The sequence below is a fragment of the Nocardia sp. NPDC051832 genome (genome assembly GCF_040681285.1).
GTDB lineage: Bacteria > Actinomycetota > Actinomycetes > Mycobacteriales > Mycobacteriaceae > Nocardia.
In genome coordinates, this window is sequence record NZ_JBFAYL010000001.1 from 918,924 (window position 1) to 932,163 (window position 13,240).

Genomic DNA, 13,240 nt, shown 5'->3' on the forward strand with positions numbered 1-13,240 from the left:
TCAAGGGGCATCGAGGCCGTACGCGGCCACGCATGCCAGCGCCGTCTCCAGCGCGAGGCTGCGCTGCTCGACCGGGTGTCCCAGCAGTTCTTCGATCCGCTGGATCCGATAGCGGACCGTATTCTTGTGTACTCCAAGCAGTTTCGCCGTAGCCTCGGGGCTGCGGTGGCACTGCAGATAGGCGTGCAGGGTCTCACGCAGGCGCGCGGCATTGCCGTCACGACCCGACAGCGCGCGCAATTCCCGGCCGATCAGGCCCCGCATCGCCGCGTCGTCGGCCCCTGCGAGATAAGCGATTTCGACATCACGGTAGGCGTGCACCCGGCTGCCCACCGGTCCGCGGTCGGCGACCTGTCGCGCCGCGACCGCCTCCCGGTGACTGTCCTGAAAGCCCGCGACCTGGGCGGCGGGCACCCCGAAAGCAACGCGCACCGGCGGGTCCACCAGCTCGGCCAGGCGCGAAAGTTCGCCCGGGGCCGCCAGTTTCGCGGCCTGTGCCGCGTCGTCCAGGCCCACCCAGGCCCACATTCCGCTGGCGCCGGAGGGCACTGTGAGCACCCGGGCGCTGCCGAGCGCCGTCGCCAGCCGGGCGGCCGCCCGGTCCAATAACCCGATGGCTTCGCCCTCGCCCGCGATCTCGCCGCCGGGTTCGTCGGTCCACAGCACGAAGGCCAGGTGCTGGCCGTTCAGCCGGTAGCCGAGCCGGATCGAGGCTTGCTCGGTATCCACCGCCACGCCGGCGGCACTGGCGTCCAGCAGGGCGTGCACGGTCTCGGTGCGCCGGTTCAGGGCGGCCCGGAAGACCCGCTCCCGCTCCTCCATGTAGGTGTCGGTGAGCACCTCCACCGAGGTGCCGACCCAGCGCGAGGAACGCTCGAACAACCGCATCATCACCGCGCGCTCGACCTCGGGCGGCGCCACCCGCTGATCGATGGCGTCGGTCATGTAGTCGTGGATGGCGTCCTGCCCGACGTGATAGATCCGCAGCAGCAGCCGCAGCTCGAAACCGCGCCGGGCGATGGTGCGCGCCAGCGCGTGCGCTTCCTCCGGGATCGTGAATTCGAAAGCGTCGCTGGTCAATCCGGGCAGCATGGCGCGGGCGTGCGCCCGGGTGCTCGCGGTGAGGTCGCGGCGCATATCCCGGTCGGCCAGTTCCGGAACGCGCGCGATGATGGCGGAGTTGAGCCGGTCGACCAGCTGCTCCAGCGACTCGGTGCGCATCGTCTCGAAGACGTACTCGGTCAGCCATTCGCGGACCACTTCGCTGTTCGGCCCGGGCCGCGTTTCGGATCCGGCCACTGCCGCTGCCTCCATTTGTGCTTTCGGTACAAAATAGGCCGTATCCGTTGACAGATTGAGCCAAGAAGGCCCGGCCGAATTGTGCCACGATCATATACCAGTGAGTTGAAGCACAGTGTTCAGCGGGCACAACGCAGTGGGAGAACAGCGTGACCAATACCGAATCAGCGGCCGGCGCCAAGAAGACGCCCGCCCGTCGAGCGGCCTCGAAGAAGGCCGAAACCCCCTCCGTCATCGAGGTGCACAACCCCGGCACCGGCAAGCTGGTCGGCACGGTGCCCGCCCAGTCCGCCGACGAGGTCGCCGCGACAGTGCGCGAGCTGCGGCTCTACCAGCCGGAGTGGGAGGCCATCGGCCCGGACGGCCGCAAGGAGTGGCTGCTCAAGCTGCAGGACTGGCTGATCGACAACACCGAGCACCTGGCCGACGTGCTGCAGTCGGAGACCTCCAAGCCGCGTGCGGACGCCCTCATCGATCCGGCCTTCGGCTGCGATCTGATCGGCTACTACGCGCGCCGCGCCGGCGGCTTCCTCACCGACGATCATCCGTCGCCGCACAGCCCGCTGGCCCGGGTCAAGAAACTCACCATCACCTACAAGCCGTACCCGGTGGTCGGCGTGATCACGCCGTGGAACTTCCCGCTGGCGATGCCGATCATGGACGTGATCCCGGCGCTGGCCGCGGGCGCCGCGGTGATCCTGAAGCCGTCCGAGGTGACGCCGCTCTCGGCGCTCGAATTGGCAAGGGGCTGGGCCGAAATCGGCGCGCCGCCGGTCTTCGCGGTGGTCACCGGCGCGGGTGAGACCGGCGCCGCGGTGGTCGGCAACGCCGACTACATCCAGTTCACCGGGTCCACCGCCACCGGAAAGAAGATCGCCGCCGCCTGCGTCGAGCGGCTGATCCCCTACAGCCTGGAGCTGGGCGGCAAGGATCCCGCGATCGTGCTGGCCGACGCCGACATCGATCGGGCCGCGCACGGCATCGCCTTCGGCGGCATGTTCAACGCCGGCCAGGTCTGCATCTCGGTGGAGCGCGTCTACGTCGAGGCGCCGGTCTACGACGAGTTCGTCGCCAAGCTCACCGCCAATGTGAAAGCGCTGCGCCAGGGCATCGACGGCCGCGAAATCGCCCATGACGTGGGCGCTCTGGCGAACGAGAACCAGGTGAGCATCGTGCAGCGGCATGTCGAGGAGGCCGTCGCCGCCGGTGCGAAGGTGCTGACCGGCGGCAAGCGCACCGGGCAGGGCACCTTCTTCGAGCCGACCGTGCTCGTCGACGTGGACCACTCGATGACCTGCATCACCGAGGAGACCTTCGGCCCGACCCTGCCGGTGGTCAAGGTGGCCGACGAGGCGGAAGCCGTTCGGCTGGCCAATGATTCGATCTACGGGCTCTCGGCCTCGGTGTGGACCGGCGACAAGGAGCGTGGCGAGCGGATCGCCCGCCAGCTGACCGCGGGCGCGGTCAATATCAACGACGTCTTCTCCAACCTGTTCAGCTACGCGCTGCCGATGGGCGGCTGGGGCCAGTCCGGCGTCGGCGCGCGGTGGGGCGGCGCGAACGGGGTACGCAAGTACTGCCGGACCCAGGCCATCACCAAGCCGATCCTGCCGACGCAGCAGAAGGAACTCTTCTGGTACCCGGCCAAGCCGGCCAATCTGCTGTTCGCACTCGGCGCGATGCGGGCCGCGGGCGCGCGCGGCCTGCGCCGGATCGATATCCCCGCGCTGCTGAAACTCAAGGGAGACAAGTAATGCCGGACGCCACCAAAATTCGCGGCAAGGTCGTCGTCATCACCGGCGGCGCCCGCGGCATCGGCCTGGCCACGGCCACCGCGCTGCAGGCGCTGGGCGCGAAGATCGCGATCGGCGACATCGATGAGACCACCGTCAAGGAGTCGGGCGCGGCCCGCGATTTCGACCTGTACGGCAAGCTCGACGTCACCGATCCGGCCTCGTTCGAGGCGTTCCTGGACGAGGTGGAGCGCACCGTCGGCCCGATCGACGTGCTGATCAACAACGCCGGCATCATGCCGACCGGCAAGCTGGCCGACGAGCCGGACCAGATCACGCGCCGGATTCTGGACATCAATGTCTACGGCGTGATTCTCGGTTCCAAGCTGGCGCTGAACCGGATGCTGCCGCGCGGCGCCGGGCACATCATCAATATCGCGTCGCTGGCGGGCGAGACTCACATTCCGGGTCTGGCCACCTACAACGCGAGCAAGCACGCGGTGCTCGGGTTCACCGACACCTTGCGCGAGGAGTACCGGGAGACCGGTGTGCAGTTCTCCTCGGTGCTGCCGACGCTGACCAATACCGAGCTCGGCGCGGGCGTTACGGCGCCGAAGCTGCTGCGCCCGGCCGAGCCGGAGGAGATCGCCGACGCCATCGCGGAGCTGATCGTCGCGCCGAAGTCCAAGGTCCGGGTGACCGCGGTGGCGGGGATCATCTCGCAGGTGGTCGGGCTGCTGCCGGAGGCCGTGGGCGACGGCATCGCGCGGGCGCTCGGGGCGAGTCACGCCTTCCTGGAGGATGTCGACGCGGAGAAGCGCAAGGCCTACGAGGACCGGGCACGCAACGCCTGATCCGGTCGAGTTTCGGTTTGGCGGTGGCTCATTTGAGCCACCGCCAAACTATTTGTGACTAATCTCACAATGTACCAAGGGTGCTGATTACCGCCGGCCGGTAGATCGTTTTCCAGCCGGTCACTGGGGGTTCGCGGGAGCTTCGGGGCGGTCGGCAGGTTTCGCCATTACCGCTGGTCACGCGTCCAGGAGGGATTTTCCGACCCCCGCAGGGCCCGAATGCCAGCGATTCGCGGACGCGATGGTGCATGCGGCCTGGCAAGGGAATATGCTGTCCCTAACAAACCTGTCGTTTGTTTCGGTACCCGTATCCGAACTTTCTGGCCTGATAAGGCTGGAAATTCAGGACTGATTCTGATAGCAAGGGGCTATGGACCCGCATTTGCGCGACCTGCGGTATTTCGTCGCCGTCGCTGAAGAACTGCACTTCACCAACGCGGCACAACGCCTGCACATCGCTCAACCCACCCTTTCGCGTCAGATCCGTCAGCTGGAACGCCAGCTCGACGTGGTCCTGTTCGACCGCAACCAGCGCAGTGTCGCGCTGACCGTCGCCGGTAAGGAACTGCTCGAAGGCGCCCGCAAGATCCTCGAGCTCTGGGAAGTCACCAACGTCTCCCTGCAGGAAGCGGGCGAGGTGCTGCGCGTCGGCATCCAATCCGCGCTCGGGCGCGGACTTCTCAACGATCTGGAGAGCGCCAGCGGCCACCGCCTGGCTCTGCACGCCGCGTCCTGGACCGACCCGTCCAGCGGGCTGTCCGGCCGGCAGGCCGACCTGGCGCTGGTGTGGCTGCCGCTGCCCGATCAGAACCGCTACCGCTGGCAGGTGCTGCGCACCGAACAGCGCTGGGTCCTGCTGCCGGAGAACCACGCGCTCGCCGAGCAGGAGAGCATCGCGTTCACCGATCTGCTGGACGAGCCGTTCGTCGCGCTGCCCTCGGAAGCCGGTGCGGTGCGCGACTTCTGGCTCGGCAACGACGCACGCAACGGCCGCCAGGCCAAGATCGGCGCGGAAGCGGCCACCACCGAGGACAAGCTGGAGGCGGTCGGCCTCGGGCTCGGCGTCTGCCTGCTGGCCGAGAACAACGTGCCGATGTACCGCTGGCCCGGACTCACCGCGCGGCCGGTCACCGGGCTCGCACCGTGCGAGCTCGCGGTGGCCTGGCGCGCCGACGACGCCCGCCCGACCATCCTGGAATTCGCCGGACGGGCTGTCGCAGGCGGCTTCTCCGCCACCGCAACCGAATAACTCAGTGCACGGTGCGCGCCCAGGGGCGTAGTTCCTCCAGTTGCGCCGACAGGCGCAACAGCGTGGCTTCGCTGCCGGGCGGGCCCGCCAGCTGCGCCGCGACCGGAGTGTTCGAGCGGTTGTGCATGCCCATCGGGATCGAGGCGGCGGGCCAGCCGACCAGGTTCCAGATCGGGACGAACGGCGAAAAGTGCGTGCAGGTCAGCACATTCGCGAGCCAGCCGCGCATGCTCCAGGGGCGGGCCTTCGGCGGGGGCGCGGCCAGGGTCGGTGTGATCACGACGTCGTAGCGCTCGAAGAATTCCAGCAGGCGCGCCTCGATTCGATCGATCTGCGCGGGGCGTACCAAGCGCAGGCGCAACACCAGGCGGCCCAGTGCGAGGTGTTGCCGGGTTCGCGGTTGCAGGCGTTCGGGATAGGCGAGTCGCGCGGCCGCCGGCAGCGGGGCGGTCAGCCAGCGCAGCAGCACCGCCAGCAGCGCGTTGCCATAGGGCAGGGGGGTCAGTTCGACGCGATGTCCGGCGGCCGCGGCGACCGCCGCCGCGGTGCGGGCCGCGGTGGACCACTGCCGGTCGACGCGCAGGAAACGCAACGGTGGATCCACGGCCAGGGCGATGCGTAGTCGTCCGGGTGGATCCACCTCGGCTAGGTTCGGCCGGGCCGCCATCACCGAGAGCATGAGCGCCGCGTCGCCGACAGTCGTTGCCAGCACTCCGTTTTCGGACATTCCGGACCAATCGTCCTGATTCGGCACGATATGGCGGCCGGGCTTGAAGCCGTAGACCCCGCAGCAGGCGGCGGGGATGCGGACCGAACCGAGTCCGTCGGTGCCGTGCGCCACCGGGACCAGTCCCGCGGCCACCGCGGCCCCCGCCCCGCCGCAGGCGCCGCCCGCGGTGCGCTTGGGGTTCCACGGATTTCGGGTCACGTGCCCCGCGCCGTCGGTGGTCGCCCAGAGCCCGAGTTCCGACACCGAGGTAAGGCCGACGACCACCGCGCCGGCCGCGCGTAGTCTCCGGACGACCTGATCGTCGGATCGCGCCGAGCACGGCTCGACGGCCGCGGAACCCGCGAGCGTCGTCTCGCCGGCGACCGCGAGAGTGTGTGCCACCGCGACGGGCACCCCGGCCATCGGGAGCTCTTCCAGATCGGAGCGCTGCTCCAGTTCCGCGGCTTCAGTTTTGGCCTGTTCGGTCCGGATGACGCTGAAGGCGTTGGTCTTCCGGTTCTGCTCGGCGATCCGCCACAGGGCCGTGTCGACCACCTCGGTCGGGGCCACGGCGGCCTCGTGGATGCCGGCGGCGATCGCCGCGGCGGGGCCGTTGTTGTCAGGGGAGGGTGTTTCGGCGATTACCTCTTCGGAAGCCACGTTGTCGGCAACCATGTCGTCCACAACCGTCGTACGCTCGTTGTGCATGTGTTGAATCGCCCCCGTCGCATCGTAGTCGAAATCGGGTGATTGCTATAGAGCGGCAAGTTATCATTTCGAATACTGCTCGGGGGACGATGCCAACGGGTGTGGCGGAGATTTTTCTCCTGTACATCCCGCAGACCGCGAGAGCGGACAATGTGAACATCCGCCAACCCAGTAGGTCATGAGTATGAGTGCCGAGCCCGAGCGAAATTCCAGTCCCGACACCGGTTCCGACCCCTTCGCCCTTGGCGGAGGCACGGTCAGAGCCGACTTCGGCGCGGTGGAAGCCTTCTCCGCCGCATGGGAATCCGCTGCTCGCGCCGTCGCGGCAGGGCAGGGTACACCCGATGTACCGCAGATCGCGGAATATTTGCCGGATGCGCAGACGTTGCGTCGCGAGGCGCTCATCGAGCTCATTCGGGTCGATCTGCGACATCGTTGGCTCCGGCGCTCGGGCGCGTCGGATTCCGCTCGACGGCGTAAACGACTGACCGAATACTGCTCGGAATTCCCGGAACTCGAGCCGCACGGTCTGCCCGCCGGATTGGTCTACGAGGAATTCGTCGTGCGCCGGCACAGCGGCGAGCGAGTGGATCCGCGCGAATGTCTGCGCGAATATCCGGACCAGGCCGTGGAGTTGCGCGAACTGCTCAATACCGATGACGTCGACCAGAGCACTCGGCGCTCCGCTCCGGAGGACGACCCGAGCCTGGAAACCCGTGCCGCCCCGAACGGGAGCACCGCGTCCGCACCGCTGGACGAGACGCAGGCGGCGGACACCCGCACCGCGGCCTACGACGGCACCCAGGCGATGCCGTCGGACCGCACCGCCGCGGTGGCGCCGGATTTCAGCAGCGTCGCCTTCGACAGCGTCGGCTTCGACGAGCCGACGGGCGCCGACCCGGGCGCCGTCGATCCGCTCGATCGCATCGAGATCGGCCAGCAGATCGATGATTTCGACCTGCTCACCGGGCTCGGCAGCGGTGCTTTCGCACGGGTGTTCCTGGCCCGGCAGCGCTCGCTGCAGCGACTGGTCGCGGTGAAGATCTCCGCCGATCACGGCACCGAACCGCAGACCCTGGCCCAGCTCGACCACGACTACATCGTGCGGGTCTTCGACCAGCGGCTGCTCGACTCGGGCGCGGCCCGCGACGGCCGGTCCCGCCGGCTTCGCCTGCTGTACATGCAATTCCTGCCCGGCGGCACGCTGCTGGGCGTGCTGCGCTGGGTCCGCGCCACCCCGCCCGCCGAGCGCAGCGGGCGGCTGCTGCTGGACGCGGTGGACGCGGCGATGGAGGAGAAAGGCGAGATCCGGCCGACGGATTCGAGTGTGCGGGCCGAGATCGCCGCGCTCTCCTGGCCGGAAACGGTCGCTTGGCTGGGGCGGCGGCTGGCCGAGGCGCTGCACTACGCCTCCGAGCACGGAGTGCTGCACCGCGATGTGAAGCCGGCCAATGTGCTGCTCACCGCCGAGGCGGTTCCGAAACTTGCTGATTTCAATATCAGTTTCAGCCGCAACGTGGAGGGGACGAGCCCGGTCGCGTACTTCGGCGGGTCGCTGGCGTACATGTCCCCGGAGCAGCTGGAGGCCTGTCACCCGGGGAAGGGCCGCTCGGCGGCGGACCTGGACACCCGGGCCGACATCTACTCCCTCGGCGTTGTGCTGTGGGAACTGCTGACGGGCGCGAAACCCTTCGACGACATCACCGCGGGCGCGAACGCGCACGGCGACGACACCACCCTCGAGGCCATGCTGGAACGGCGCGGAGCGGGCGTGGAAGCGGCTGCGCTGCAGCGGGTTCCGCCGGACTGCCCGGCCGCGCTGCGCCGGGTGCTGCTGACCTGCCTGGAACCCGAGCGGGATCAGCGCTGGTCCAGCGGCGAGGTGCTGGCCAAACAGTTCGACCTGTGCCTGGACGCCCGGGCCCGGGAACTGGTCGACCCGAAGCCAGGCAGCTGGCGGCTGCGGTTGCGGCCGTGGATCATGCCGGTGCTGCTGGTCTCGATCGGTCTGCCGAATGTGCTTGCGTCGCTGTACAACATCCAGCACAACCAGACGCTGATCGTGGAACGGATGACCGAGGAGGCGCAGCGCACCTTCCTGATCGTCACCGGCGCGGTGAACTCGATCTTCTTCCCACTGGGTTTTCTCCTGGTGGTGTACCTGTCGCGGTTCGTGCTGACCGTGCCGCGCGGATTGCGGCACGGCAAGCACTACGACCCGGAGACTTTGCGCCGGGCCCGAGCTGACGCGCTACTACTCGGGGAACGGGCGGTGGCGATACCGTTCTGCCTCTGGGTGATCTCCGGCATCACCTTTCCGGTTGCGCTGCAACTGGCGACCGGTGAGATCACCGGTCGGTCGGTGGTCCACTTCCTGGCGTCGATCGTGGTGTGCGGCGCCATCGCCGCGTCGTATCCGTTCTTTCTCGCGACGTTCTATATCGTCCGGTGCGTGTATCCGGTGTTCTTGCGGCACGGCGAGATCAGCGCCGACGACGCGGTCTGGCTGCGCGGGCTGGACCGGCGCTGCAACGGATATCTGGCGATCGCCGCGTCGGTCCCGCTGCTCGCGGTGGCCGGGGTGACCTTCCTGCCGCCGGCCGACATCCCGATGGTGATCGTCGCGGTCCGCGTGCTGTGCGCGGGCGGGATCATCGCCTTCGTCGGGTCCTACCTGCTGTTCCGGGCCCTGGAAGCGGATTTGCAGGCGCTGGAGCGGGTGGTCGCGCCGACCCTCACCGAGGATGCCGTCCCGGTGAAAACCATTGTCTCGGAGCCGCTTCAACCGGTTCCGGCCAATCCCGACGAGGCCGCGACCACGGTGGCGGAGCCGCCCCGGTGACCATCCGCCTGGCCGACAGCATCGCCCGATTCTCGGCCGACTGGCGGCGCTCGCTGTCCGGCGGCCGCGCCGATCCGCCACCGTTGGCCGCCTATGTGCCCGACGAGTCCGAGGCCCGGCTGGCGGTGCTGTCGGATCTGGTGCGCATCGATATCCGGCACCGGTGGGAGCGCCCGGGTCTCGGCAAGCGACTCAGTGAGTACAGCAACGAGTTTCCCGAGGTCGAGAGCAGCCCCGAGTTCGTGGATCTGCTGCGCGAGGAGTTCGTGGCGCGCCGCCGCAGCGAGGCGCTACAGGTCGAGGACTTTCTCGCGGAGTACCCCGAACTGGCTGATCGAGTGCGCGAGCACCTGGCCACCACGGGCGCGGATCGGGTGGACGCGAATATCATTCGAATCGATGGCGGGCTGCCGGACGTCGTTCCGGGCCAGCGAATCGACGACTTCGACCTGCTGACCGGACTCGGCACGCCGCCGGAGCACCACCAGCCGTCGAGCCGCGTCTTCCTGGCTCGGCAGCGATCTATGCAACGACTTGTCGCAGTGCGGATTTCGACCGGCGGTCGCACCGAGCCGCACACCATGGCCCGGTTGGATCATCCGCACATCGTGCGGGTTTTCGACCACCGGATGGTGGCATTCGACGAGGACGCGGAGTTCGGCCGACTGGTGTACATGCAGTATCTGCCAGGCGGGACCGCGGCTGATGTCCTCGAACGACGCGGCGCGGGCGCGGGACCCGCCGGTGGGCGAACGCTGCTGCGTGCCGTCGATACCGCGATGGAGGAGAAAGGCGAGATCCGGCCGGCCGATTCACGGGTCCGGGCCGAGATCGCCGAACTCAGCTGGCCGGAAACGGTGGCGTGGGTGGGCAGGCGATTAGCCGACGCGCTGGACTACGCCGGACGGCACGGCGTACGGCATCAGGCAATCAAGCCCTCGAACGTGCTCTTCACCGCCGAGGGGGTGCCGAAACTGGCGGACTTCGCGGATTCGGACTCAGCCGGAGATCCCGAGCTTCCGTCCAGGTCCGGGGTCTACTGTTCGCCAGAGGAACTGGCACGCCGGTTCGGCGCGGACGCCCCCGAGCCCGACGCTCGCAGTGATATCTACTCCCTCGGACTATTGCTGTGGGAATTACTCACCGGCGTACTGCCTTTCGACGACGAAGCCGATGCGACAGCACTCCTCGCCAACCGCCGCACGGGTGTGCCCGCCGATGCGCTGGAGCGGCTCCCCGCTGATTGCCCGGCCGCGCTTCGCCGTGTCCTGCTGACCTGCCTGGAGACCGACCCGGATCGGCGGTGGAGCAGCGGGGCGGTACTGGCCAAGCAGTTCGATCTCTGCTTGGATTCCCATGCTCGCGATCTGGTGGATCCACCACGACGCAGTATGCGCCGACATCTTCGGCACTGGCGGATTCTGATAATCGCCCTCGCGATCGCCGTGCCGAACGCCCTTGCCTCGCTGTACAACATCGAGCACAACCGGAAATTGATCACGGAACAGTTGACGCCGGAGGCCCATGACCGGATCGACCTCGTCACCGCGATCGCCAACATCATCGACTTCAGCCTTGGCGCGGTACTGCTGTTCTACCTGGGACGACGACTGATCCTGGTCCCGCACGGGCTCCGTGTCGGGACCCGCTATTCGCCGGAAACGCTGCACCGCACCCGAACGGACTCGATCCTGCTCGGAGACCGCGCGGTACTGATCATCTTCTCGATGTGGCTGATCTCCGGGGTGTCGTTCCCGATCGGGATGGCGGGCGTCGACGTCCACATCTCCGCCTACGCCTACGTGCACTACCTCGTCTCGCACGCCATCTGTGGCGCGATCGCCCTGGTGTATCCGTTCTTGCTGATGAATTTCTACATCATTCGATGCATATATCCCATGTTCTTGAGCCACGGGGAAATCAGCACGCGTGACGCTGTCCTGCTCCGTCGGCTGCGGCGGCGCTGCGGTGTCTGGTTGCTCGGCGCGGCGGCCATCCCCTTGGCTTCGGTGGCCAGCGCCACCCTGCTGGTACCGGCAGATCTCGCCGAAATCATTGTGGTGCTGCGGTTCCTGGCGATTGGCAGCGTCGTGGCCTTCCTGGGCGTCTATGTTCTGTTCATGGCACTGGAGCAAGACCTGCGGGCGCTGGAGCGGGTGCTGGCGCCCGAAGCCGCGGCAGGACAGGTGAATCCGTGAATCCGCCGTTCGGGCGGCCGGTCAGCCTGTCGCATGTGCACGACCCGTCGACCACGCCGCTGTTTCCCGGGGACCCGGAGTTTCGCGTCGATATCGCGGCCACCATCGCCAACGACGGGTACTACCTGCGGCAGCTGCACCAGGGCGAGCACACCGGAACCCATTGGGGCGCACCGATTCACTTCCACGCCGACGGCCTGGCCGCCGATCAGCTCGACCTCGCCGATCTGCTGCTGCCCGCGGTGAAGATCGATGTGCGCGAGCAGTGCAAGTCCAACCGCGACTACGCGATCTCCGTGGCCGACCTGAAGCAATGGGAATCGCGGCACGGGCGGATTCCGGGCGGCTCGGCGATCATCGCGTGGACCGGGTGGGACGCGTTCTGGGGGACGCCGGAATTCATCGGGGAGGGTGAATTCGCCTATCACCAGCCGGGGTTCGCGGTGGAGACGGCGGAGTGGTTGTTGCGGACCGGGCGATTGGGGCGGCGCGGGGCCCTGGGGATCGATACCTTCGGGCCGGATATCGGTACCGATGACACCTATTCCGTTTCCAAGCTGGTCTATCAGGAGCATCGGATCAGCCTGGAGTGCTTGGCCAATCTCGGCGAGCTGCCGGCGACCGGGGCTTGGATCCTGGTCGGCGGGGCGCTCTACCGAGGCGGGTCCGGCTCCCCCGCAACGATATTCGCGTTCCTGCCCTGAGGTTTCAGAGGGGCGCGGGCGGTTCGGTTCCGGCGCGGCGGGAGGGCGCCGCGTTGACCATCAGGGCCACCATGACCAGGAGGATGCCGAGGATTTCCGCGGCTTCCGGCCGTTGCGTGAGCATGATCGCGCCGACGATCGCGGCGGTCGCGGGCAGCAGTGCGAGCAGGAGTGCGAAGCGGGCTCGGCCGACGCGGGCGAGCACCACTTGATCCAGCGCGTAGGGCACGGCGCTGGACAGCACTCCCACGCCCAGACCGAACAACCAGGTGCGCGGATCGGCGAAAACGCTTGCGTCGATGGCCAATTGCGGAATCAGGACGAACGGCGCGAGGATGACGGCCGCCGCCGCCATCCCGACCGCGAGCGAATCCAGCCCCTCCCCCGCGTCGGCGACGCGTTTGCCGATCAGAATGTAGGCCGCCCACGCCGCCGCGGCGGCCAGCGCGAACCCGACGCCGACCGGCGCCACATCGATCCGGACCCCGGCCAGCAGGAACACTCCGAGCGCCACCAGCAGCACCGCGACAACGTCGCGCGCCCGCCGTGATCCGAGCGTCGCCACCGCGACCGGCCCGAGGAATTCGATCGCCACCGCGGTCCCCAGCGGAATCCGCGCAATCGCCTCGTAGAACACCACATTCATCAACACCGTGACGACGCCGAACCCGGCCGCGATCATGATCCCGCGTCGCGTCCACCCACTACGCCACGGCCGTCGCCACGCCAGCAGCACCACCGCCGCCGCGGCGGCCCGCAACCACGCCACCGTCGACGGCTCGGTCGTATCGAACAGGAAAACACCGATCGCGGCGCCCACGTACTGCGAGATGGCCCCCACCACGAAGATCAGCGGCACCGTCCAACCGGGAATCCGGCGCTGATCGATGCGCTGGGCAGACATCGTCGAAGACATCCGCTCACTATCGCGTGCGGTGCGCGGA

The 13,240-nt window shown here is 68.1% G+C and carries 9 protein-coding genes; 6 read left to right on the forward strand and 3 right to left on the reverse strand.

Features of this window, described 5'->3' with window-relative positions; genetic code table 11:
- Positions 1-1,299, reverse strand: a complete 1,299-nt coding sequence (locus AB0M14_RS03970; protein ID WP_364988510.1) for a helix-turn-helix domain-containing protein — start codon at positions 1,297-1,299, stop codon at positions 1-3.
- A gap of 149 nt (positions 1,300-1,448) precedes the next feature.
- Here AB0M14_RS03970 and AB0M14_RS03975 point away from each other — a divergent pair, with 149 nt between their 5' ends.
- From AB0M14_RS03975 to AB0M14_RS03985, 3 genes are all read left to right on the forward strand, one after another.
- The gene (locus AB0M14_RS03975; RefSeq protein ID WP_364988512.1) at positions 1,449-3,053 is read left to right on the forward strand and encodes an aldehyde dehydrogenase family protein; all 1,605 of its coding nucleotides are present in this window, start codon (positions 1,449-1,451) and stop codon (positions 3,051-3,053) included.
- Complete coding sequence (locus AB0M14_RS03980) at positions 3,053-3,886, forward strand: SDR family oxidoreductase (RefSeq protein WP_364988514.1); 834 nt, start codon at positions 3,053-3,055, stop codon at positions 3,884-3,886. Before AB0M14_RS03975 ends, AB0M14_RS03980 begins: the two co-directional genes overlap by 1 nt.
- Positions 3,887-4,256: 370 nt before the next feature.
- Positions 4,257-5,135, forward strand: coding sequence for a LysR substrate-binding domain-containing protein (locus AB0M14_RS03985; protein ID WP_364988516.1), 879 nt, complete (start codon positions 4,257-4,259; stop codon positions 5,133-5,135).
- A 1-nt stretch (position 5,136) separates the two neighbouring features.
- Here the strand turns inward: AB0M14_RS03985 and AB0M14_RS03990 are convergent, their stop codons facing one another.
- Positions 5,137-6,552 (reverse strand): amidase family protein, encoded by a 1,416-nt coding sequence (locus tag AB0M14_RS03990; protein ID WP_364988518.1) that lies wholly within the window; start codon positions 6,550-6,552, stop codon positions 5,137-5,139.
- Positions 6,553-6,736: 184 nt separating this feature from the next.
- Here AB0M14_RS03990 and AB0M14_RS03995 point away from each other — a divergent pair, with 184 nt between their 5' ends.
- The 3 genes from AB0M14_RS03995 to AB0M14_RS04005 are packed head-to-tail and all read left to right on the forward strand — an operon-like array spanning position 6,737 to position 12,296.
- Positions 6,737-9,394: a serine/threonine-protein kinase gene (locus AB0M14_RS03995; RefSeq protein WP_364988521.1), complete on the forward strand. Its 2,658-nt coding sequence runs from the start codon at positions 6,737-6,739 to the stop codon at positions 9,392-9,394.
- Complete coding sequence (locus AB0M14_RS04000) at positions 9,391-11,592, forward strand: protein kinase (protein WP_364988523.1); 2,202 nt, start codon at positions 9,391-9,393, stop codon at positions 11,590-11,592. The genes AB0M14_RS03995 and AB0M14_RS04000 overlap by 4 nt, the downstream gene beginning before the upstream one ends.
- A complete protein-coding gene (locus AB0M14_RS04005) occupies positions 11,589-12,296 on the forward strand; it encodes a cyclase family protein (RefSeq protein ID WP_364988525.1) in 708 nt (235 codons plus the stop codon). The genes AB0M14_RS04000 and AB0M14_RS04005 overlap by 4 nt, the downstream gene beginning before the upstream one ends.
- A 4-nt stretch (positions 12,297-12,300) precedes the next feature.
- Here AB0M14_RS04005 and AB0M14_RS04010 read toward each other — a convergent pair whose 3' ends face one another.
- On the reverse strand, positions 12,301-13,212 hold the full coding sequence (locus tag AB0M14_RS04010) for an EamA family transporter (RefSeq protein ID WP_364988528.1): 912 nt from the start codon (positions 13,210-13,212) through the stop codon (positions 12,301-12,303).
- Between the last annotated feature and the right edge of the window lie 28 nt (positions 13,213-13,240).